The organism is Pedococcus sp. KACC 23699, assembly GCF_045348425.1.
In the GTDB taxonomy this organism is placed as follows: domain Bacteria; phylum Actinomycetota; class Actinomycetes; order Actinomycetales; family Dermatophilaceae; genus Pedococcus.
This window is the reverse complement of sequence record NZ_CP157483.1, coordinates 742,291-762,173: the sequence shown is the minus strand read 5'-3', so window position 1 is coordinate 762,173 and position 19,883 is coordinate 742,291. Positions and strand designations below refer to the sequence as shown.

Here is a 19,883-nt window from a genome sequence, read left to right as displayed (position 1 = left end):
GTCCCGTGTGGCGAGCGGGACCGCCGGGTGGAGGCTCAGTCGAGCTCGCCCAGGACCGCCTGACGCAGGGTGTCGAGACCGACGCTGCCGATGTCGAGCGCGCGACGGTGGAAGTCCTTGAGGCTGAACGCGTCACCCTCGCGCTCGCGAACCTGCTCACGCAGCTGCAGCCAGAGCCGCTCGCCGATCTTGTAGGACGGTGCCTGACCCGGCCAGCCGAGGTAGCGGTCGAGCTCGAAGCGCAGCCAGGCCTCGCCCTGGTTGGCGTGGGCCGTGAGGTACTGCCAGGCCTTGTCGTAGTCCCACGCGCCGCCGCCGACCTCCTCGGGGGCCTCGAACCCGCAGTGCACGCCGATGTCGATGACCACCCGGGCCGCGCGCAGCGACTGGCTGTCGAGCAGGCCGAGCCGGTTGCCCGGGTCGTCCATGTGCCCGAGCTCGGCCATGAGCAGCTCGGCGTAGAGCGCCCAGCCCTCGCCGTGGCCGGAGGTCCAGACGCCGATGCGGCGCCAGCGGTTGAGCAGCTCGGAGCGGAACACCGTCTGGGCGACCTGGAGGTGGTGGCCCGGGACGCCCTCGTGGTAGACGGTCGTGAGCTCCTTCCAGGTGCCGAACGCCGTGACGCCCTTGGGCACCGACCACCACATGCGTCCGGGACGGGTGAAGTCCTCGCTCGGGCCGGTGTAGTAGATCCCGCCGGTCTGGGTCGGCGCGATGAGGCACTCGATCGTGCGCACCGGGTCGGGGATGTCGAAGTGCGTGTCGGCCAGCTCGCTGATCGCGGCGTCGGCTTTCTTCTGCATCCAGGCCTTGAGCTCGTCGGTGCCGTGCAGCTGGTAGGCCGGGTCGGCGTCGAGTGCGGCGATGGCTCCGGCCACGGTCGCGCCGGGCTCGATCTGGTCGGCGACGGCGGCCATCTCGGCGGTGATCCGCCGGACCTCCTCCTGGCCCCAGCGATAGGTCTCCTCGAGGTCGACCTCGGCGCCGATGAAGGCCCGCGAGAGCAGGGCGTAGGCCTCACGCCCGCAGGCATCGGCCTCGGGGGCACGGTCGAGCAGCTCGGCGGCGAGCCAGGTGCCGAGCTCGGCGTAGGCGGCGCGCGCGCCACCCACACCGGCCTCGAGCTCGGTGCGCGTCCCGTCCGTGACGTGGGCGGTGTCGGCCGTCGTCCCGTCGAGCAGGCCGGCGAAGTAGCCGTCGTCGGCGGTCAGGTCCTGGCACTGGGCGATGCAGGCCTTGACCTGGCGGCGCGGGGCGATGTTGCCCTTCTCCGCCGCCGCGGTGAGGCTCTCCTTCCACTGCTCGAGGGCGGTCGGCACCTTCTCCAGGCGCCGGGCGAACACCCCCCAGTCCTCGTCGGTGTCGGTGGACATCAGGTCGAAGCAGCCCCGGATCTCCTGCAGCGGGGAGGCGATGACGTTGAGGGCCATCTCGTCCAGCCCCGCGGCATACGTCTCCTCGGCGAGGCCGATGCGCTCGCGCAACGCCGCGATCGTCACGCGGTCGATGTCGTCGACCGCCGACACGCCCTCCAGCCGGGACAGGATGTCGCGGCGCAGCTCGGAGGCGGCCGCGTGGCCGGCCGGGGAGAAGTCGTCCAGCTCCTCCTCGTGACCGGCGATGCCGAAGTAGGTCGCGCTGATCGGGCTCAGGGCGACGCTGCGCGCGAGGTAGTCCTCCGCGATGGCGTCGACGGCGGTGGCGGGACGGGTCGTGGAGGTGTGGGTGCTCACAGCCGCGAACGTACCCCAGAGGCCTGACGTCGGCACCGCGATATCGAGTTGTCGTCCTGCCTAGGCTGAGCCCATGACTGCTCGCCTGCTCTCGCTCAACATCGGCGCCTCCGAGCCCAACCCGGCCAAGAAGGTCGGGGTCACCGGGATCGGCAAGAAGCCGGTCGACTCGGCGACCTTGCGGGCTCCCGGACCCAAGCACGGTGGCCTCGGCAGCGGCGTCGTCGGTGACTTCATCGCGGACGTCGCGCACCACGGAGGCGACCAGCAGGCCGTCTACGCCTTCGCCCGCGAGGAGCTCGACGCCTGGCAGGACCGGCTCGGCCGCGAGCTCGCCGACGGCCTCTTCGGCGAGAACCTCACGACGTCGGGGCTCGACGTCGACGGGGCCCTGCTCGGCGAGCGCTGGGCCGTGGGCGACGAGGTCGTCCTCGAGGTGTGCGGACCACGGGTGCCGTGCGCGACGTTCCAGAGCCGGATGGGCGAGCGCGGCTGGATCAAGCGGTTCACCGAGGTCGGCAGGACCGGCGCCTACCTCTCCATCGTCACCGGCGGCGAGGTCCGTACCGGCGACGCCATCGAGGTGGTGTCACGACCGGACCACGAGATCACCGTGCCGGTCGCGTTCCGTGCCTTCATGGGCGACCTCGCGGCGGCCCGCCGGGTGCTCGACGCCGGCGCCCTCACCGGCCCGGACGCCGACGAGCTGCGCGAGATGGTCGAGCGCCGCTCCCGCTGAGCGCCCCTCCCCGACGAAACGGCGGTTGCTCGACGACACGGGAGAAATGGGGCCCGTTTCGTCGAGCAACCGCCGTTTTGCGGAGGGCCCCGGGGAGGTGAGGTATGCCGCGGAGCCGGCCGCGCGGCATACGTCCGGGTGCGCTCAGCGCCAGGCGGAGGCGCGCCAAGCGCCCGGACCCGGGGTGAGGGGTCGTCGGACGAGGCGCTCGCGGGACGCCCACGCCGAGGTGGGTCGGGGTGCCGGAGCCTCGTTGCCACCCGACGCGGCCGACAGCACCGCGAACAGCGCCGCGATCTCCTCGGGGCTGGCGTCGCCCCGGACGAGCCGCAGCCGGGGCTCCTCGGGGGCGGTCTCGTTCTCGTCGTTCGTCACGTCGCGGGCCATCAGAGAGGAATGTTCCCGTGCTTCTTGGGCGGCAGGGTCTCGCGCTTGGAGCGCAGCGCCCGCAGCGCCCGGGTGACGTTCATGCGGGTGTTGCTCGGGGTGATGACGGTGTCGATGTAGCCGCGCTCGGCCGCGATGTAGGGGTTGGCCAGGGTGTCCTCGTACTCGGTGATGAACCGCTGGCGGGCCTCCTCGACGTTCTCGCCGTCCGCCTCGGCGGCGGCGAGCTGCTTGCGGTAGAGGATGTTGACGGCTCCCTGCGCGCCCATCACGGCGATCTGGGCGGTGGGCCAGGCGAGGTTGATGTCGGCGCCGAGGTGCTTGGACCCCATGACGTCGTAGGCGCCGCCATAGGCCTTGCGGGTGATGACGGTGACCAGGGGCACGGTCGCCTCGGCGTAGGCGTAGATGAGCTTGGCACCGCGGCGGATGATGCCGTCCCACTCCTGGTCGGTGCCCGGGAGGAAGCCGGGGACGTCGACGAAGGTCAGCACCGGCACGTTGAACGCGTCGCAGGTCCGCACGAACCGCGCGGCCTTCTCGGAGGCGTCGATGTCGAGCGTCCCGGCGAACTGCATCGGCTGGTTGGCCACGACGCCGACCGAGCGGCCCTCGACGCGCCCGAACCCGCAGATGATGTTGGGCGCGAACAGCGGGTGCACCTCGAGGAACTCAGCGTCGTCCACCACGCTGCGGATGACGGTGTGCATGTCGTAGGGCTGGTTGGGGCTGTCGGGGATGAGCGTGTCGAGGACGCGGTCGTCGTCGGTGACCTCGAGCGACGGCAGCTCGCCCTCGTCGGCGAACGACGGCGGCTCCTCCAGGTTGTTGCTCGGGAGGTAGGACAGCAGCGCCTTGACGTACTCGATCGCGTCGGCCTCGTCGTCACCCATGTAGTGCGCGACACCGGACTTGGTGTTGTGGGCGCGGGCACCGCCGAGGTCCTCGAACGAGACGACCTCGCCGGTGACGGTCTTGATGACGTCGGGCCCGGTGATGAACATGTGCGACGTCTGGTCGACCATCACCGTGAAGTCGGTGACCGCAGGGGAGTAGACCGCGCCACCCGCGCACGGGCCCATGACGAGCGAGATCTGGGGGATGACACCGCTGGCGTGGACGTTGCGGCGGAAGATCTCTCCGTAGAGGCCGAGGGAGACCACACCCTCCTGGATGCGGGCCCCGCCGGAGTCGTTGAGCCCGACGACGGGGCAGCCGACCTTCATGGCGAAGTCCATGACCTTGCAGATCTTCTCGCCGAACACCTCGCCGAGCGACCCGCCGAAGACGGTGAAGTCCTGGGCGAACACCGCCACGGTGCGGCCGTCGACGGTGCCGTAGCCGGTGACGACCCCGTCGCCGTACGGGCGGTTCTGCTCCTGGCCGAACGCGGTGCTGCGGTGCCGCGCGTACTTGTCCATCTCGACGAACGACCCCTCGTCGAGCAGCATCTCGAGGCGTTCGCGGGCGGTCTTCTTCCCACGGGCGTGCTGCTTCTCGACGGCCCGCTCGGAGCCGGCATGGGCCACCTCGGCCACGCGGCGCTTGAGGTCGGCGAGCTTGCCCTCGGTGGAGTGCAGGTTGATGCCGGAGTCGGAGCTGGGGACATCGGTTCCGCCGGTGGCTACGGCGTCGGTGGTGGTCTGGGCCATGGCGGGGAGCCTAGCCTTGCCCCCATGCGCGAACCTCTTCAGCGTGAGGCATTGCACGAGGCGTTGGTCACCTCCGGCTCACCGTGGCTGGACGTCGACGTCCACCGTGAGCTCGGCTCCACCAACGCCGAGGCAGCCCGTCTCGCCAGGCCCTTCCACGTCGTCGTCACCGACCACCAGAAGGCGGGGCGGGGTCGGCTCGGCCGCAGCTGGGAGACGCCGCCGCACACCTCGGTGACCCTCTCGGTGCTCCTGCCGGCGCCGGACGTGGGACGCGGCTGGATGCCGCTGGCCGCCGGCCTCGCGGTGCGCGACGCCCTGCGCGACGTCGCCGGTGTCGAGGCCGGGCTCAAGTGGCCGAACGACGTGCTCGTCCCCGCCGACGGTGAGCGCAAGGTGTGCGGCATCCTCTGCGAGCTCCAGCCCGGTGGGATCGTCGTCGGGCTCGGGGTCAACGTCGACCAGGAGCGCGACGAGCTGCCCGTCGACACCGCCACCTCCCTGCGGCTCGCTGGTGCCCCCGACGTGAGCCGGGAGGACCTCGTCGTGGCCCTGCTCGGCCGCCTGGCGCACTGGCACGGTGAGCTCTGCGGTGGTCCGGCGTCACGGGCCGCTCTCCACGCGGCATACCGGTCTGCCTGCCTGACCATCGGGCGCGAGGTGGAGCTGCACGTCGCCGGTGGCGAGGTGCGCCGCGCCCGGGCGACGGGGGTGGACGAGGAGGGGCGCCTGGTCGTGGCCGCGGACGGCACCGAGTACTCGGTCGCCGCCGGCGACGTGGTGCACGTGCGACCGGCGAGGTGACCCGCCGGTCGGTGGTGTCGTACGGCGGGGGTGCTGCCCGCACGGCATGATGCGGGGTGAGGGCTGCACCGTGGCGCCCGCGCAGTCCTGCCCCGGGCGGGGCTGCTCCCGTTTGCCCAGCGTGCAGCACCGACTGCACGTGAGAACCGAGGAGGTGTGGCAGTGTCCGAGGCCGGCCGCCATCGCCTCGTGCGCCCCGAGGACTTCGCGGCCCTGAGTGCCGACAACCTCGAGGCCCGACTGCTCGGCAAGCCGGCGACGATGGTCCGCCGCGACGTCAGCCGCGGCGCCGAGGTCTCCCTGCTGTCGGCGCGCAAGTTCTGGCACGCGCTGGGCTTCCCCATCGTCGAGGACGACGACGAGATGTTCACCGAGGCCGACCAGATGGCCCTCATGGCCGTCGCCCGGCTGGTGCGTGAGGAAGAGCTCGACGAGACGACCGCGCTGGCGATGACCCGTGCGTTCGCCCGCACCACCGACCGGCTCGCGGTGTGGCAGACCCAGCTCATGGCGGAGGCCCTGGCCGACCCGGCCCTGGAGGCCGCGCTGGACGAGAAGGACGCGCGCGGTGCGCCTGACCTCGCCGCCGCCGAGGCTGCGGCCCGCAAGCTCACCGACATGGCCGACGCCCTCGAGCCGTTGCTCATCTACGCCTGGCGGCGTCACCTGACCGCCGCGATCTCCCGCATGCTCGCCGACGCAGACCCCCAACAGTCCGCCCAGGGGGTACGGCGCGTGGTCGGGTTCGCCGACCTGGTCAACTTCACCTCCCTCGTGCGCCGGATGACCGAGCGCCAGCTCGCCGTCATGGTGCAGCGCTTCGAGGCCCTGGCCACCGACATCGTCACCGCGCACGGCGGGCGCGTGATCAAGACCGTGGGCGACGAGATCCTGTTCGTCACCCTGGACGCCGCCCCGGCTGCCGCGGTGGCCCTCGACCTCGTCGAGACGATGGCCGAGGACGACCTGCTCCCCGACGTGCGGGTCGGTATGGCGGTGGGCCCGGTCCTGTCCAGGCTCGGGGACGTCTTCGGCACCACCGTCAACCGCGCCTCCCGCATCACCAGCGTCGCCCCCGGTGGGGGAGTGCTCGTCGACGACGCCCTCGCCGCGGCGCTCGCCGCCCTGTCGGGGTTCGAGACGACGGCGCTGCGCACCAGGACGCTGCGCGGCATCGGCCGGGTCACGCCGAGCGAGCTGCGGCGCGCCACCGGCGGACGTCTCGCCGGCCGCGCACCCGCACCCCCGGCCCTGCCCCCGACCCCGCCCCCACACGAGGAGATCTCATGACGTCAGCGCTGGTCCGGATCGAGCGGCACGGGGACGCCGGACACGTCGCCGAGCTCGTGCTCGACCGCCCCGAGGCGATGAACGCCGTGTCCACCGCGATGGCGCACGCCCTCGGCCGAGCCACCCGCGAGCTCGCCGACGACACCACGGTCCGGGCGGTCGTGGTCACCTCGACCCACCCGAAGGCCTTCTGCGTCGGCGCGGACCTCAAGGAACGCAACTCCTTCACCGACGAGGACCTGCGCGCCCAGCGGCCACTGGCGCGGGCGGCATACCGGGGGGTGCTCGACCTGCCGGTCCCGGTGGTGGCGGCGGTCGACGGGTACGCCCTCGGTGGCGGCTTCGAGATCGCCCTGTCCTGCGACCTCGTCGTCTGCGGCGAGGGAGCCGTCGTCGGCCTGCCCGAGGTGTCCGTCGGCGTGATCCCGGGGGGCGGCGGCACGCAGCTGCTCACCCGCCGCATCGGCTGGTCGAGGTCGGCGCGGATGATCTTCACGGCCGAGCGCTTCTCCGCCGCCGAGGCCTGCGCGCTCGGCGCCGTCGACGAGGTGGTGCCGACCGGCACGGCGCGCGACCGCGCGCTCGAGCTGGCCACGACCATCGCGGCGAACTCGCCGGTCGGGGTCCGCAACGCCAAGGCCGCGATGCGCCGCGGCTTCGACACCGACCTGGCCGCCGGTCTGGAGCTGGAGGACGAGCACTGGGCGGCGACGGCGTTCTCGCAGGACCGTGCTGAGGGTGTGTCCGCTTTCAACGAAAAACGCCGTCCGGAGTGGCCTGGTCGCTGATCGAGCCGCTCGTTCCCTACGATCACCCCATGACCCGTGTGCTGTTGGCCGAGGACGACCCCGCCATCTCCGAACCGCTCGCCCGTGCGCTGCGACGAGAGGGCTACGACGTCGACGTCCGTGCCGACGGCCGTGCCGCACTCGAGGCCTCCGCGGAGAACCCCGACCTCGTCGTCCTCGACCTCGGTCTTCCCTACGTCGACGGCCTCGAGGTGTGCCGCCGTATCCGGGCCGAGGGACGCACCGTCCCCGTCCTGATCCTGACCGCGCGCGCCGACGAGGTCGACACCGTCGTGGGTCTCGACGCGGGCGCCGACGACTACGTCACGAAGCCGTTCCGGCTCGCCGAGCTGCTCGCCCGCGTGCGGGCCCTGTTGCGCCGCAACCCCACCGACGCACCCTCGGCCAACGAGCTCGTGCGCATCGACCCCGAGGGCCGGCGCGCGTGGTTCCAGGAGGAGGAGCTCCAGCTCACGGCGAAGGAGTTCGACCTGCTGCGCGTGCTCGTCCGCGAGCAGGGCAAGGTCGTCTCGCGCGAGCAGCTCATGCGCGAGATCTGGGAGACCGCGTGGTTCGGGTCCACCAAGACCCTCGACATGCACATCTCCGTCCTGCGCCGAAAGCTCGGCGACGACGCCGCCCAGCCCCGCTACATCGCCACCGTGCGTGGGGTCGGGTTCCGCTTCGAGCGTGGCGACGAGGTCTGAGCACCTGACATGCGTCAACAGCTGATCCGGTCCACGGTCCTGGCCGTGGGGCTCGCGATCGTCATCACCATGGTGCCGGTCGCCCTCGCGATCTGGCAGGCGACCGTCGCCGGGCGCGGGATCGTCGGCCAGTGGCTGGCCGACGGCACCCCGACGTCGACCTCGTTGCGCCTCGCGGGTGTGGTCGTCGCCCTCGCCGTCCTCGCGCTGGGGGTCGGCGTGTTCGTCGCCATCCAGCAGGCACGTCGGCTCTCGCGACCGATGACCCAGCTGGCCGACCGTGCCGAGCGTCTGGGGGCCGGCGAGTCCCGGATCCAGCCGCTGCACTCCGGCATCGCCGAGCTCGACCAGGTGTCCCAGGTGCTCTCGCGCAGCGCGCAGACCCTGACCAAGTCGCTGGCGTCCGAACGCGACTTCGCCGCAGACGCCTCGCACCAGCTACGCACGCCGCTGACCGCCCTCCTCATGCGGCTCGAGGAGATCGCCGCCACCGACGACCTCGAGGTCGTGCAGGAGGAGGCCAACATCGCCATCGCCCAGGTCGAGCGCCTCACCAGGGTCGTCGACGACCTCATGTCGCGCACCCGTCGCGGCGGTGACGAGCCCAAGGCGACGGTGTCCCTCGACTCGGTCATCGCGGCGCTGCAGCGCGAGTGGCAGCCGGCGTTCGAACAGGCCCGGCGCAGCGTCCGGGTGCACGGTGAGCGTGGGCTCGTCGTCCAGGCCACGCCCGTGGCCCTCTCACAGGTGCTGTCCACGCTGCTCGAGAACTCCCTGGCCCACGGTCGCGGGACGGTGGACGTCCACGCCCGTCGCTCCGGCCCCTCGGTCGTCGTCGAGGTCAGCGACCAGGGCGAGGGCGTCCCGGCCACGATCGCGCCGCACATCTTCGAGCGGTCGGTGACCACCAGCGGGACCGGCCTCGGGTTGGCCCTGGCGCGCGACCTCGCCGAGTCCAACGGCGGCCGGCTCGAGCTCATCCAGGCCCAGCCGGCGATCTTCGCCCTGTTCCTCAGCGAGTCCGACTCCTCCTGACCCCCGGGTTTGCTCAGTCCGAGAGCGGCGAGGTGTCCTCGAGCGGCTCCTGGCTGAACACGAACTTCCGGTAGGCGTAGAACCGGAACAGCGTCCCGAGCGCGATGCCGATCATCTTGGCGAGGTTCTCGGCGACCCAGCCCGTCTCGCCGGCCGTGAACTGGTTGGTGATGCCGACGCAGAGAGCCTGCAGGAGCAGGGCCACCCCGTTGGTCAGGGCGAACAGCAGCGCCTCGTGGGCCACCGGCCGGTTGCGCCGGTGCCGGAACGTCCACATCCGGTTGCCGACCCACGCGACGACGGTCGCCACGGCCGCGGAGATGATCGTCGAGATGACGGCGTTCGACAGCACCCCCGTGCCAGGACCCTGCAGCACGGTGCGACGCAGCAGGTTGAACAAGCCGATGTCGATGACGAAGGCGACCGCCCCGACGACGCCGAACTTGATCATCTCGCGGTAGAGGACGTTGACGGTCCCTCGCAGGCGCGCCAGGACGGATGGGGTGGCAGACACCCGCGGAGCCTATCGAGGGCGGCCGTGAGTCGCGTGCCGACCTGCGCCGAAACGGGCGGTCTCGGGCGGCAACCGTCCGGCGGATATCCTCACGGTCGTGACCTCACCGCAGCGCGCCCCCGGAGGGTTCCCCGTCGTCGGCATCATCGGGGGCGGCCAGCTCGCCCGGATGTGCGCCGGACCAGCCGCCGAGATGTCCGTGACCCTGAGCGTCCTCGCGGAGGCGACCGACGCCGCGGCGGCCCAGGTCATCCCGTCCGCACCGGTGGGCGACCACACCGACGTCGAGGCCGTGCTGGCGTTCGCCCAGGAGTGCGACGTCGTGACCTTCGACCACGAGCACGTGCCACCGGACGTGCTCGCTGCCCTGGTCGACAAGGGGGTCCCGCTCCACCCGAGCCCCGAGGCGCTGCACTTCGCCCAGGACAAGCTCGCGATGCGCGAACGCCTCACCGAGATCGGTGTCGCCTGTCCGTCCTGGGCCAGGGCCCGCAGTGCCGAGGACGTCACGGCGTTCGGTGACGCGAACGGCTGGCCCGTCGTGGCCAAGACGCCCCGAGGCGGCTACGACGGCAAGGGAGTTCGCGTCATCAGCTCGGCCGACGACGTGGGCGACTGGCTCGAGCAGGCCGGTCGGCCGGGTGCCCTGGCCGACGGCATCCTGCTCGAGGAGAAGGTCGACTTCGTGCGCGAGCTCGCCGTGCTGATCGCCCGCAGTCCCTCCAACCAGGCCGCGGCATGGCCGGTCGTCGAGACGGTCCAGGTCGACGGCATCTGCACCGAGGTCCTCGCCCCCGCTCCGGGCCTCGACCCCGACCTGGCCGCCGTCGCCACCGAGGCGGGTCTGCGCATCGCGGAGGAGCTCGGGGTCACCGGCGTCTTCGCCGTGGAGATGTTCGAGGTGCGCCACCCGAGGACGGGCTCCGCCGCATACGTCGTCAACGAGCTGGCCATGCGCCCGCACAACAGCGGGCACTGGTCCATGGACGGGGCGGTGACGGGACAGTTCGAGCAGCACCTGCGCGCGGTCCTCGACCTGCCCCTGGGCGCCCCGACGCCGCGCGAACCGCACACCGTGATGGCCAACGTGCTCGGCGGCGAGTACCCCGAGCTGTACCCCGCGTACCGGCACATCATGGCCAGGGACCCCGGGCTCAAGGTCCACCTTTACGGCAAGGCGGTCCGCCCGGGTCGCAAGATCGGCCACGTCACCGTCAGCGGCAGCGACCTCGCCGACCTGCGGGAACGCGCCGGGCACGCCGCCGACTACCTCGCAGGAGTGATCACCGAATGACCGAGCGCCCCGCCACCGCCCCGCTCGTCGGGCTCGTCATGGGCAGCGACAGCGACTGGCCGGTGATGGAGCTGGCCGCTGCTGCCCTCGAGGAGTTCGCCATCCCCTTCGAGGCCGATGTCGTCTCCGCGCACCGGATGCCTGACGAGATGATCGCCTACGGGCAGCAGGCCGCAGAGCGGGGCCTGCGCGTCATCATCGCCGGCGCCGGGGGAGCGGCCCACCTGCCGGGGATGCTCGCCGCCGTGACGCCGCTGCCCGTCATCGGGGTGCCGGTGCCGCTGAAGCACCTCGACGGCATGGACTCCCTGCTGTCGATCGTGCAGATGCCGGCCGGGGTCCCGGTGGCCACCGTCTCCATCGGGGGTGCCCGCAACGCCGGTCTGCTGGCCGCGCGGATCCTCGCTGCGGGGGAGGGCGAGCGCGCTGCGCAGCTCCGGGCCGCGATGGTGCGCTTCCAGGGTGAGCTGCGCGACCAGGCCCACGCGAAGGGCGCCGCCCTGCGTGCCCGGCGCGATGCCCCCGCCTGAGCGACCGAGCCGCGCCCGACGCAGCACCCTGACCTGGGCGACTGAGCCGTGCGGCGCTGAACTGCCCTCGGGGGTGGGTTTCAGCGGCTCATCCCCGAGGAGCGCACCGTGCGCCACTCGATCCGGGGGCAGGTGTCCATGACGACCCCCAGGCCGGCCTCGCGCGCCCGCTGGGCTGCAGCCTCGTCGGCCACGCCCAGCTGCATCCAGATGGCGTCGATGGTGAGCCGGTCCTTGTGCGCGATGACGTCGTCGACGACGCCACCCACGTGCTCGGAGCTGACGAAGCAGTCGACCACCTTGATGTCGGTGCCGTCGGGGATGTCGGCCAAGGAGGCGTAGCCCTGCTCGCCGTGGACGGTGTCCGCCGCGGGGTGGACGGGGATGATGGCCTTGCCGAGCTCGACCTTGAGCCAGCGGGAGACGTCGAAGGCGGTGCGGTCGCGGTTCGACGAGAGACCGACGACCACCCAGGTGCCGGGGTCGGAAAGCAGCTCACGGATCAGCTCGGGGTCGTTCTGGTGCTTCAGGGTCATGCCTGCCAGCATCACAGGTTCGGCCGGAGCCGCAAGGCTCACGGCGGCCGACCTCGGGGCGGGTCTGCGACTCAGGACGTAAGCCCTAAGATCGTCCGCGGACCCCAACCGTGAAGGAACATCCGTGAAGATCACCGTAGTCGGCCTCGGCAAGATCGGCCTCCCCCTGGCCGTGCAGTTCGCCAAGTCCGGGCACGACGTCCTGGGCGCCGATGTCAGCCAGTCCGTCGTGGACCTCGTCAACGCCGGGACCGAGCCGTTCCCCGGTGAGGCCCACCTCGCCGAGCACCTCGCCGAGGTCGTCCCCGCGGGTCGCCTCGTGGCCACCACCGACACCGCCGACGCCGTCTCCCAGAGCGACGCGGTCGTCGTGGTGGTGCCCCTGTTCGTCGACGACGAGGCCCGCCCCGACTTCGGCTGGATGGACTCCGCGACCGACGACATCGCCCGCGGCCTCACGCCCGGCACGCTGGTCATCTACGAGACCACGCTGCCCGTCGGCACCACCCGCACCCGGTGGAAGCCCAAGCTGGAGGAGGGCAGCGGTCTGGTCGAGGGCAGCGACTTCCACCTCGTCTTCTCCCCGGAGCGCGTGCTGACGGGGCGGGTGTTCGCCGACCTGCGCAAGTACCCCAAGCTCCTCGGCGGGCTCTCCGAGGCCGGTGCCGCCAAGGCCGTCGAGTTCTACGAGCAGGTGCTGCAGTTCGACGAGCGCCCCGACCTCGAGCGCGGCAACGGCGTCTGGGACCTCGGTAGCGCCGAGGCTGCCGAGATGGCCAAACTCGCCGAGACGACCTATCGCGACGTCAACATCGGGTTGGCCAACCAGTTCGGCGCCTTCGCGGCGAAGAACGGCATCGACGTCTTCCAGGTCATCGAGGCCAGCAACTCCCAGCCCTACAGCCACATCCACCTGCCCGGCATCGCCGTCGGTGGCCACTGCATCCCCGTCTACCCGCGGCTCTACCTGTGGAACGACCCCGACGCGACCGTCGTGCGCGCAGCCCGCGAGGCCAACGCCGCGATGCCCGCCTACACCGTGGGCCTGACCGTCGGTGCGGCCGGCGGCAGCCTCGAGGGGAAGAAGGTGGCCGTCCTCGGCGCCTCCTACCGCGGCGGCGTCAAGGAGACGGCGTTCTCTGGGGTCTTCGGCACGGTCGACGCGCTGCGTGACGCCGGCGCGACCGTCGTTGTGCACGACCCGATGTACACGGCCGAGGAGCTCGCGAAGTTCGGCTGGGACGCCTACACGTTGGGCGAGCCGGTCGACGTGGTCGTGGTCCAGGCCGACCACGCCGAGTACAAGGACCTGTCCGCCAAGGACTTCCCCGAGCTGCAGGTCGTCGTCGACGGTCGCCGCGTCCTCGACCCGGCGCGGTTCGAGGACGTGCGGTTCCTGGTCGTCGGGCAGGCCGAGGTCGTCGCCCAGACCGAGCGGGTGGGCTGAGGCGTGGCGGTCCGGATCGTCGACTCCGCCGACGTCGCCGACGGCGCGAGCATCGGTGACGGCTCGTCCATCTGGCACCTCGCGCAGGTCCGCGAGGGTGCCGTGCTGGGCGAGAACTGCGTCGTCGGACGTGGCGCCTACGTCGGCACCGGCGTCCAGATGGGCGACAACTGCAAGCTGCAGAACTACGCGCTGGTCTACGAGCCGGCCGTCCTCGAGGACGGCGTCTTCGTGGGGCCGGCCGTGGTCTTCACCAACGACCACTTCCCGCGCGCCGTCAGCCCCGACGGCGCCCTGAAGACAGGCGACGACTGGGAGGCGGTCGGGGTCACCTGCCGCACCGGTGCGTCGATCGGAGCGCGCAGCGTATGCGTGGCTCCTGTGACGATCGGACGCTGGGCCCTCGTGGCCGCCGGCTCGGTCGTTACCAGGGACGTCCCCGACTTCGCCCTCGTGGCGGGAGTCCCGGCCAAGCGCATCCGCTGGGTCGGCAAGGCGGGCGTCCCCCTCGAGCAGGACGACTCCGGCACGTGGGTCTGCCCGCAGACCGGAGACCACTACACCGAGCACGACAACACTCTGACGGAGGCCGTCGCACCATGACCGAGTTCATCCCCCCTGCCAAGCCGCTGATCGGTGACGAGGAGCGCGAGGCGGTCGACCGCGTCCTGCGCAGCGGCATGCTCGCCCAAGGCCCGGAGGTCAAGGCCTTCGAGGAGGAGTTCTCCGCGCACTTCGGCCTCGGCCGGGCCTGCGTGGCCGTCAACTCCGGCACCTCGGGCCAGCACCTGGGCCTGCTGTCGTCCGGCGTCAAGGCCGGTGACGAGGTCATCGTCCCGTCGTTCACCTTCGCGGCGACGGCCAACTCCGTAGCGCTCACCGGTGCGACGCCGGTCTTCGCCGACATCTCGGCCGACGACTTCTGCCTCGACCCCGCCGCCGTCGAGGCCGCGATCACCGACAAGACGGTCGGCATCATGCCGGTCCACCTCTACGGCCACCCGGCCAAGATGGACCAGCTCATGGCCATCGCCGACAAGCACGGCCTGCAGGTCTACGAGGACGCGGCCCAGGCGCACGGCGCCTCGCTGAACGGCACGCCCGTCGGGGCCTTCGGCACGTTCGCGATGTTCTCGCTCTACCCGACCAAGAACATGACGTCCGGTGAGGGCGGCATGGTCTCGGTCGCGGGCGGCGAGGTCGAGCGCCTGATGCGGCTCTACCGCAACCAGGGCATGGAGAAGCAGTACCACAACGAGGTCGTCGGGTTTAACACGCGCATGACCGACATCCACGCCGCCATCGGCCGCGTCCAGCTGACCAAGGTCGGCGGCTGGACCAAGCAGCGCCAGGACAACGCCGCGTTCCTCACGGCCAACCTCGAGGGCGTCACCACTCCTCCGGTCGCCGACGGCGCCGTGCACGTCTACCACCAGTACACCGTGCGCGTCCCGCAGGACCGTGACGGCTTCGCCGCCGCCCTGCGCGAGGAGTACAACATCGGCTCGGGCATGTTCTACCCCGTGCCCAACCACCGCCTGGCGCCGTTCGTTCGTGACGGGGTGCAGGTCGACCTCCCGGAGACCGAGAAGGCCGCCGCCGAGTGCCTGTCGCTCCCGGTGCACCCGTCGCTGAGCCAGGACGACCTCGAGCGCATCGTCGCGGGCGTCAACGCCCTGGCCAAGGCCGGTGCCTGATGGCGAACCTGCGCGCCGGCCTCATCGGCCTCGGCATGATGGGCCGTCACCACGCACGGGTCCTCGGCTCGCTGCCGGGCGTCGACCTCGTCGCGGTCGCCGACCCGGGTGGTGACGCCCACGGCGTCGCGGGCGGCCGCCCGCTCGAGGACTCGATCGAGGGCCTGATCAAGCACGGCCTCGACTACTGCATGGTTGCGGTCCCCACGGTCTACCACGAGCCAGTCGGCCTCGCGCTTGCCGCCGCCGGAGTCCACGCGATCATCGAGAAGCCGCTGGCGCAGGACACCCCGTCCGCCGTCCGGCTGGCCACCGCGTTCAAGGACGCCGGCCTGGTCGGTGCGGTCGGCCACATCGAGCGTTACAACCCGGCCCTGCAGAGCGCCCGCGCGCGCCTGGAGGCCGGCGAGCTCGGTGACGTCTATCAGGTGACGACCCGTCGTCAGGGCCCGTTCCCGGCGCGCATCGCGGACGTGGGCGTGGTCAAGGACCTCGGCACGCACGACATCGACTTGACCGCGTGGGTGACCCAGCAGACGTACATCTCGGTGGCCGCACGCACGGCATACAAGTCCGGTCGTGAGCACGAGGACCTCGTCGCCATCGTCGGCCAGCTCAGTGGGGGCACGGTGACGAGCCACCTCGTGAACTGGCTGTCGCCGCTCAAGGAGCGTGTCACGATCATCACCGGGGAGCGCGGCACGTTCGTCGCCGACACCCTGACGGCCGACCTCACCTTCTACGCGAACGGCGAGATCGCGACCACCTGGGACGCGATCTCCAAGTTCCGTGGGGTCTCCGAGGGTGATGTCGTCCGGTACGCCATCGCCAAGCCGGAGCCGTTGCGCGTCGAGCACGAGAATTTCCGCGACGCGGTGCTCGGCAAGGACGCGGACATCGTCACCATGGAGCAGGGACTGACGACGGTACGCGTGGCCGAGGCCTGCATCGAGTCCGCCCAGACAAGTCGAACGATGGACCTGACCGGCGACGTCCCGGCACTGTAGGTACCCATGAGCCCCCCGCTGCGCCGCACCGTGAGCCGAGTCGCCCGCCGTCCGGTGGTCGAGCCTGCAGCGGGGCTGGTGTTGCGCCGCAGGTTCCCTGGCAGCGCCACCTACTGGGAGCGCCGGTATGCCGCGGGCACATCGGGTTCGGGGTCCGCGGGCCTACGTGATGTCCTCCCTGTACTGCTACGAGAAGGTGTCATGACCCTCGCCCGCTGCTCGCCCCACCACGTCGGGGAGCGCCGGTGACGCGTCCCGTCCGGATCGCGTCGCGGCTGTTCTCACCAGAGGTGGCTGCAGCGGCGTTCCGGCTCCGCGTGCTGTCTGACGCCTTCGACTCCCTCGGCCACCCCGTCGAGGTGCTGACGACCACCCCGCCCGGAGACCTGGTCGCCGACGACGGCGAGCTCCGCGTGAGCCGGTGGCCGGCGCTGCGCGACGAGCAGGGCAACATCCGTGGCTACCTGCACTACCTCTCGTTCGACCTGCCGCTGGCGATGCGGCTCCTCGTGCGGCGCCGCCCGGTGCTGCTCGTGTGCGAACCACCACCGACGACGGGGCTGGTCGTACGCGTCGCCGCCGCGATCCAGCGGGTGCCTTACGCCTACTACGCCGGGGACGTCTGGTCCGACGGTGCAGCCTCGATGGGCGCCCCCGCCGCGATCGTGCGGGTGCTGCGCGCGGTCGAGTCGTGGGTCATGCGCGGCGCGAGCAGCGTGCTGTGCATCAGCGACGGCGTCGCCGAACGCGTCGCTCACCTCGGTGTGGAGGACTCCAGGATCGTCGTCGTGGGCAACGGCGTCGATACCGACGTCTTCACCCCGGTCGGACCCGGGCCGGAGGCGCTGCCCCCGGGGGGTGGGGGGCCGCTGTTCGTCTACACGGGCACGATGTCCGAGTGGCAGGGCGCCGAAGTCCTCGTGCGCGCCTTCGCGGCCTTCCGCGCCGCCGAGCCCTCGGCGAGGCTGGTCTTCCTCGGCCAGGGCAGCGACGTGCCCCACCTGCGCCGCCTCGCCGAGCAGCTCGTCCCTGGTGCCGTCGACTTCCGTGGCGTCGTTCCGCCAGCGCATGCGGCGGCCTGGCTCCGCGCCGCCACGGCTGCCCTGGTGTCGATCAGGCCGGGCCAGGGCTACGACTTCGCCAAGCCCACCAAGGTGTATGCCGCGACGGCGTGCGGAACGCCCGTGATCTTCTCGGGCGCTGGGGCGGGACACGAGCTCGTCGAGTCCCAGCGCCTCGGCTGGGCCCCCGGGTACGACGTTGCCGGGGTCACGCGCGCGATGGCCAGTGCGTGGGCCCTCACCGACGACGAACGGGCCCGCACCCAGGAGCACGTCGTCGCCTGGACGGAGGACCACGCCTCGCTGCAGACGATGGGTCGCCTGGCCGCCGAGGCCGCGCTGCGCGGCGCTGGCCTGGCCTGACCGTTGAGCGCCATTGAGCGGCCGACGCCGCCCAGTGGCGCGCCCGGACGGACGACCGAGCCGCTCAGCGCCGCCGGGCGGTGTGGATCGCCTCGACCACGCGGGTGGCGGCGTCGCCGTCGCCGTACGGGGTCTCGTCAGTCGCCGCCGGCGCCGGTCGCTGGACGAGATCGCGCAGCTCGGTCGGGTCCTGCACCAGGACGTTCCAGCCGAGGTCGACCGTCTCGGTCCACTCGGTCTCGGTACGCACGGTGGTGCACGGCACGCGCAGGATGAAGGCCTCCTTCTGGAGGCCGCCCGAGTCGGTGATGACGCCCGCACTGGTCATGACGTTGCGGACGAGGGCGGGGTAGGGGATCGGGTCGGCCGAGGTGACGGAGCCGCGGTCGAGGTCGATGCCGAAGTCGGCCGCGCGCTGGCGCAGGCGCGGGTGCGCGAAGAGCAGCACCGGGGCCTCGACCCCGGCGAGGCCGTCGATGATCGTCCGCAGGCGGTCGGGGTCGTCGGTGTTCTCGGCGCGGTGCAACGTCGTGACGTAGTACGGCTGGTCGGGGTCGACACCCTCGGGCAGCTCGGCCGGGCGGTCGGCGACGGCGTCGCGGACCTGGAGCAGGACGTCGGTCATGACGTCACCGACCATGACGCTGGACCCGGCCAGCCCCTCGGTGCGCAGGTGGCCCATCGCGACCTCGGTCGGGGCCAGGCACAGGTCCGCCGCATGGTCGGTGAGGACCCGGTTGTGCTCCTCGGGCATGCGGCGGTTGAACGAGCGCAAGCCGGCCTCGAGGTGGGCCAGCGGGATCCCCATCTTCACCGCACTCAGCGTGCCCGCGAGGGTGGAGTTCGTGTCGCCGTAGACGAGCACCCAGTCGGGGCGGGTCTGCTCGAGCACCTCGTCCATCGCGGCGAGCATGGCGCCGGTCTGGCGACCGTGCGAGCCGGAGCCGACCGCGAGGTGGCGGTCCGGCGCCGGGATGCCGAGGTCGCGGAAGAACACGTCGGACATGTTGATGTCGTAGTGCTGGCCCGTGTGCACGATCACGTGGTCGTCGCCACGGGCCGCCATGGCGGTCGCGACGGGGGCGAGCTTGACGAACTGGGGCCGCGCACCGACGACGCTGAGGATCTTCACGGCGCGTTACTCTAGCGGGAGCTCCGAACCGTGGGGTTGCGGCCGTCCGACACGGCGCGCGAGGTGACCGGTGCGGTCCACCGTTCCGGCATGGAGCCGCAGCCAGTCGGGTGTCGGTGACGACTAGACTCCAGTCACGTGAGTGGAGCCCGGCCCAATGTCCTGCACGTCAACGACTGTGCCTCGACGGCCTCTCAGCTGATTGGGCAGGCGGCGAGGGAGGGCATGACGTGGGACTTCCTCCCCTTGGCCAGCCCTGAGTCGTGGAAGGGTGGCAGGCTGGCCCCGGCCAAGAAGGCCCTCACGGGCGCGCAGTGGCTGTCGCGGCTGGCCCTCGAAAGCCACAGTCACGACATCGTGCACCTTCACAGCGCCGGCGTTCTGCGTCACGCCCGATTCGCGTTGCGTCGATACGTCCTGCACTGTCACGGGACCGACGTACGCGTCCAGCAGTACCTTCCTGCCTGGTCGGCTGCCGTCCGGACGGGTCTGCGCCAGGCTGAGGCCGTCTTCTACTCCACGCCGGACCTGGCCGAACACATCCTGCCGCATCGGTCGGACGCAGAGTACCTCCCGGTACCGGTGGACATGAGCCTCCTGCCTCGGTGGACGCCGACAGAACGACCGCGCGTCGTGTTTGCCTCCCGATGGGGGCATGACAAGGGCGGCGCCGCTCAGCTCGATGCGGCCGAGCGCATTGTCGCTGCAGCGGGCTCCGGCGCGGAAATGATCGGGTTGGACTGGGGCCCCATGGCCGAGGAGGCGCGTCGCCGCGGCGTACAGCTCATCGAACGCCAGGACCGTGCCGGCTACATGTCCATGCTCGCTTCAGCGTGGGCCGTGGTGGGGCAGAGCACCGGGATGATCGGAAGCAGTGAGCTCGAAGCGCTTGGAATCGGCGCGCCGTTGGTGATGTCGGTCCCCCTTCCGCTCTACGCCTCAGCGCCGCCACCCGTGCTCGGCAGCAGCGCGGAGGGCGCCGCCGACGCAGTCGCTGCCCTGGTCCGCGGCGAACTGCCTCACAACCCCCAGATGGGCCAGGAGTACGTGGCGGCCCGGCACGGGGTGGCCGGCGCCCTGGCGCAGGTCTTGGACACCTACACCACTGTGCTGGCCAAGCGAGGGTGAGACCTACGCGGGACGTCTGCGACGCGTGTGACGACGCGA

General features: G+C 71.6%; 20 protein-coding genes. 14 read left to right on the top strand and 6 right to left on the bottom strand.

Annotated features, from left to right (window positions below; genetic code table 11):
• Positions 1–35: 35 nt before the first annotated feature.
• On the bottom strand, positions 36–1,733 hold the full coding sequence (locus ABEG17_RS03490) for a DUF885 domain-containing protein (protein WP_406831894.1): 1,698 nt from the start codon (positions 1,731–1,733) through the stop codon (positions 36–38).
• A gap of 73 nt (positions 1,734–1,806) precedes the next feature.
• On the opposite strand from ABEG17_RS03490, the gene ABEG17_RS03485 reads away from it, so the two are divergent.
• On the top strand, positions 1,807–2,472 hold the full coding sequence (locus ABEG17_RS03485) for an MOSC domain-containing protein (protein ID WP_406831893.1): 666 nt from the start codon (positions 1,807–1,809) through the stop codon (positions 2,470–2,472).
• A 144-nt stretch (positions 2,473–2,616) separates the two neighbouring features.
• Here the strand turns inward: ABEG17_RS03485 and ABEG17_RS03480 are convergent, their stop codons facing one another.
• A complete protein-coding gene (locus tag ABEG17_RS03480; RefSeq protein WP_406831892.1) occupies positions 2,617–2,859 on the bottom strand; it encodes an acyl-CoA carboxylase subunit epsilon in 243 nt (80 codons plus the stop codon).
• Positions 2,859–4,511 (bottom strand): acyl-CoA carboxylase subunit beta, encoded by a 1,653-nt coding sequence (locus ABEG17_RS03475; RefSeq protein ID WP_406831891.1) that lies wholly within the window; start codon positions 4,509–4,511, stop codon positions 2,859–2,861. Before ABEG17_RS03475 ends, ABEG17_RS03480 begins: the two co-directional genes overlap by 1 nt.
• 24 nt (positions 4,512–4,535) lie before the next feature.
• On the opposite strand from ABEG17_RS03475, the gene ABEG17_RS03470 reads away from it, so the two are divergent.
• The 5 genes from ABEG17_RS03470 (at position 4,536) to ABEG17_RS03450 (ending at position 9,135) form a co-directional block, all read left to right on the top strand.
• Positions 4,536–5,315 (top strand): biotin--[acetyl-CoA-carboxylase] ligase, encoded by a 780-nt coding sequence (locus ABEG17_RS03470; RefSeq protein WP_406831890.1) that lies wholly within the window; start codon positions 4,536–4,538, stop codon positions 5,313–5,315.
• Positions 5,316–5,471: 156 nt separating this feature from the next.
• Positions 5,472–6,605: an adenylate/guanylate cyclase domain-containing protein gene (locus tag ABEG17_RS03465; RefSeq protein WP_406831889.1), complete on the top strand. Its 1,134-nt coding sequence runs from the start codon at positions 5,472–5,474 to the stop codon at positions 6,603–6,605.
• On the top strand, positions 6,602–7,393 hold the full coding sequence (locus tag ABEG17_RS03460) for an enoyl-CoA hydratase/isomerase family protein (RefSeq protein WP_406831888.1): 792 nt from the start codon (positions 6,602–6,604) through the stop codon (positions 7,391–7,393). The genes ABEG17_RS03465 and ABEG17_RS03460 overlap by 4 nt, the downstream gene beginning before the upstream one ends.
• 29 nt (positions 7,394–7,422) lie before the next feature.
• The gene (locus tag ABEG17_RS03455; RefSeq protein WP_056917463.1) at positions 7,423–8,100 is read left to right on the top strand and encodes a response regulator transcription factor; all 678 of its coding nucleotides are present in this window, start codon (positions 7,423–7,425) and stop codon (positions 8,098–8,100) included.
• A 9-nt stretch (positions 8,101–8,109) separates the two neighbouring features.
• Positions 8,110–9,135: a sensor histidine kinase gene (locus ABEG17_RS03450; RefSeq protein WP_406831887.1), complete on the top strand. Its 1,026-nt coding sequence runs from the start codon at positions 8,110–8,112 to the stop codon at positions 9,133–9,135.
• A gap of 13 nt (positions 9,136–9,148) precedes the next feature.
• Here the strand turns inward: ABEG17_RS03450 and ABEG17_RS03445 are convergent, their stop codons facing one another.
• The gene (locus tag ABEG17_RS03445; protein ID WP_406831886.1) at positions 9,149–9,649 is read right to left on the bottom strand and encodes a GtrA family protein; all 501 of its coding nucleotides are present in this window, start codon (positions 9,647–9,649) and stop codon (positions 9,149–9,151) included.
• A 97-nt stretch (positions 9,650–9,746) separates the two neighbouring features.
• On the opposite strand from ABEG17_RS03445, the gene ABEG17_RS03440 reads away from it, so the two are divergent.
• Together ABEG17_RS03440 and purE are read left to right on the top strand one after the other, a co-directional pair.
• Complete coding sequence (locus ABEG17_RS03440; RefSeq protein WP_406831885.1) at positions 9,747–10,943, top strand: 5-(carboxyamino)imidazole ribonucleotide synthase; 1,197 nt, start codon at positions 9,747–9,749, stop codon at positions 10,941–10,943.
• A complete protein-coding gene (gene purE / locus ABEG17_RS03435) occupies positions 10,940–11,473 on the top strand; it encodes a 5-(carboxyamino)imidazole ribonucleotide mutase (protein ID WP_406831884.1) in 534 nt (177 codons plus the stop codon). Before ABEG17_RS03440 ends, purE begins: the two co-directional genes overlap by 4 nt.
• Positions 11,474–11,553: 80 nt before the next feature.
• On the opposite strand, the gene ABEG17_RS03430 is transcribed toward purE, so the two are convergent.
• Positions 11,554–12,009, bottom strand: coding sequence for a CoA-binding protein (locus ABEG17_RS03430; protein ID WP_406831883.1), 456 nt, complete (start codon positions 12,007–12,009; stop codon positions 11,554–11,556).
• A 124-nt stretch (positions 12,010–12,133) separates the two neighbouring features.
• On the opposite strand from ABEG17_RS03430, the gene ABEG17_RS03425 reads away from it, so the two are divergent.
• The 5 genes from ABEG17_RS03425 to ABEG17_RS03405 all read left to right on the top strand — a co-directional run bounded on the left by ABEG17_RS03425 (position 12,134) and on the right by ABEG17_RS03405 (position 17,584).
• A complete protein-coding gene (locus ABEG17_RS03425) occupies positions 12,134–13,456 on the top strand; it encodes a nucleotide sugar dehydrogenase (protein WP_406831882.1) in 1,323 nt (440 codons plus the stop codon).
• A gap of 3 nt (positions 13,457–13,459) precedes the next feature.
• Positions 13,460–14,059, top strand: coding sequence for an acyltransferase (locus ABEG17_RS03420; RefSeq protein ID WP_406831881.1), 600 nt, complete (start codon positions 13,460–13,462; stop codon positions 14,057–14,059).
• On the top strand, positions 14,056–15,153 hold the full coding sequence (locus tag ABEG17_RS03415; RefSeq protein ID WP_406831880.1) for a DegT/DnrJ/EryC1/StrS family aminotransferase: 1,098 nt from the start codon (positions 14,056–14,058) through the stop codon (positions 15,151–15,153). The genes ABEG17_RS03420 and ABEG17_RS03415 overlap by 4 nt, the downstream gene beginning before the upstream one ends.
• Positions 15,153–16,160: a Gfo/Idh/MocA family protein gene (locus ABEG17_RS03410; RefSeq protein WP_406831879.1), complete on the top strand. Its 1,008-nt coding sequence runs from the start codon at positions 15,153–15,155 to the stop codon at positions 16,158–16,160. The genes ABEG17_RS03415 and ABEG17_RS03410 overlap by 1 nt, the downstream gene beginning before the upstream one ends.
• Positions 16,161–16,405: 245 nt before the next feature.
• Positions 16,406–17,584: a glycosyltransferase family 4 protein gene (locus ABEG17_RS03405; RefSeq protein ID WP_406831878.1), complete on the top strand. Its 1,179-nt coding sequence runs from the start codon at positions 16,406–16,408 to the stop codon at positions 17,582–17,584.
• A 64-nt stretch (positions 17,585–17,648) separates the two neighbouring features.
• Here the strand turns inward: ABEG17_RS03405 and wecB are convergent, their stop codons facing one another.
• Positions 17,649–18,716 (bottom strand): non-hydrolyzing UDP-N-acetylglucosamine 2-epimerase, encoded by a 1,068-nt coding sequence (gene wecB, locus ABEG17_RS03400; protein WP_406831877.1) that lies wholly within the window; start codon positions 18,714–18,716, stop codon positions 17,649–17,651.
• Positions 18,717–18,941: 225 nt separating this feature from the next.
• On the opposite strand from wecB, the gene ABEG17_RS03395 reads away from it, so the two are divergent.
• Positions 18,942–19,844 carry a hypothetical protein gene (locus ABEG17_RS03395; RefSeq protein ID WP_406831876.1) on the top strand — a complete coding sequence of 301 codons (903 nt, stop codon included), beginning with the start codon at positions 18,942–18,944 and terminating at the stop codon, positions 19,842–19,844.
• The last annotated feature ends 39 nt before the right edge of the window (positions 19,845–19,883 follow it).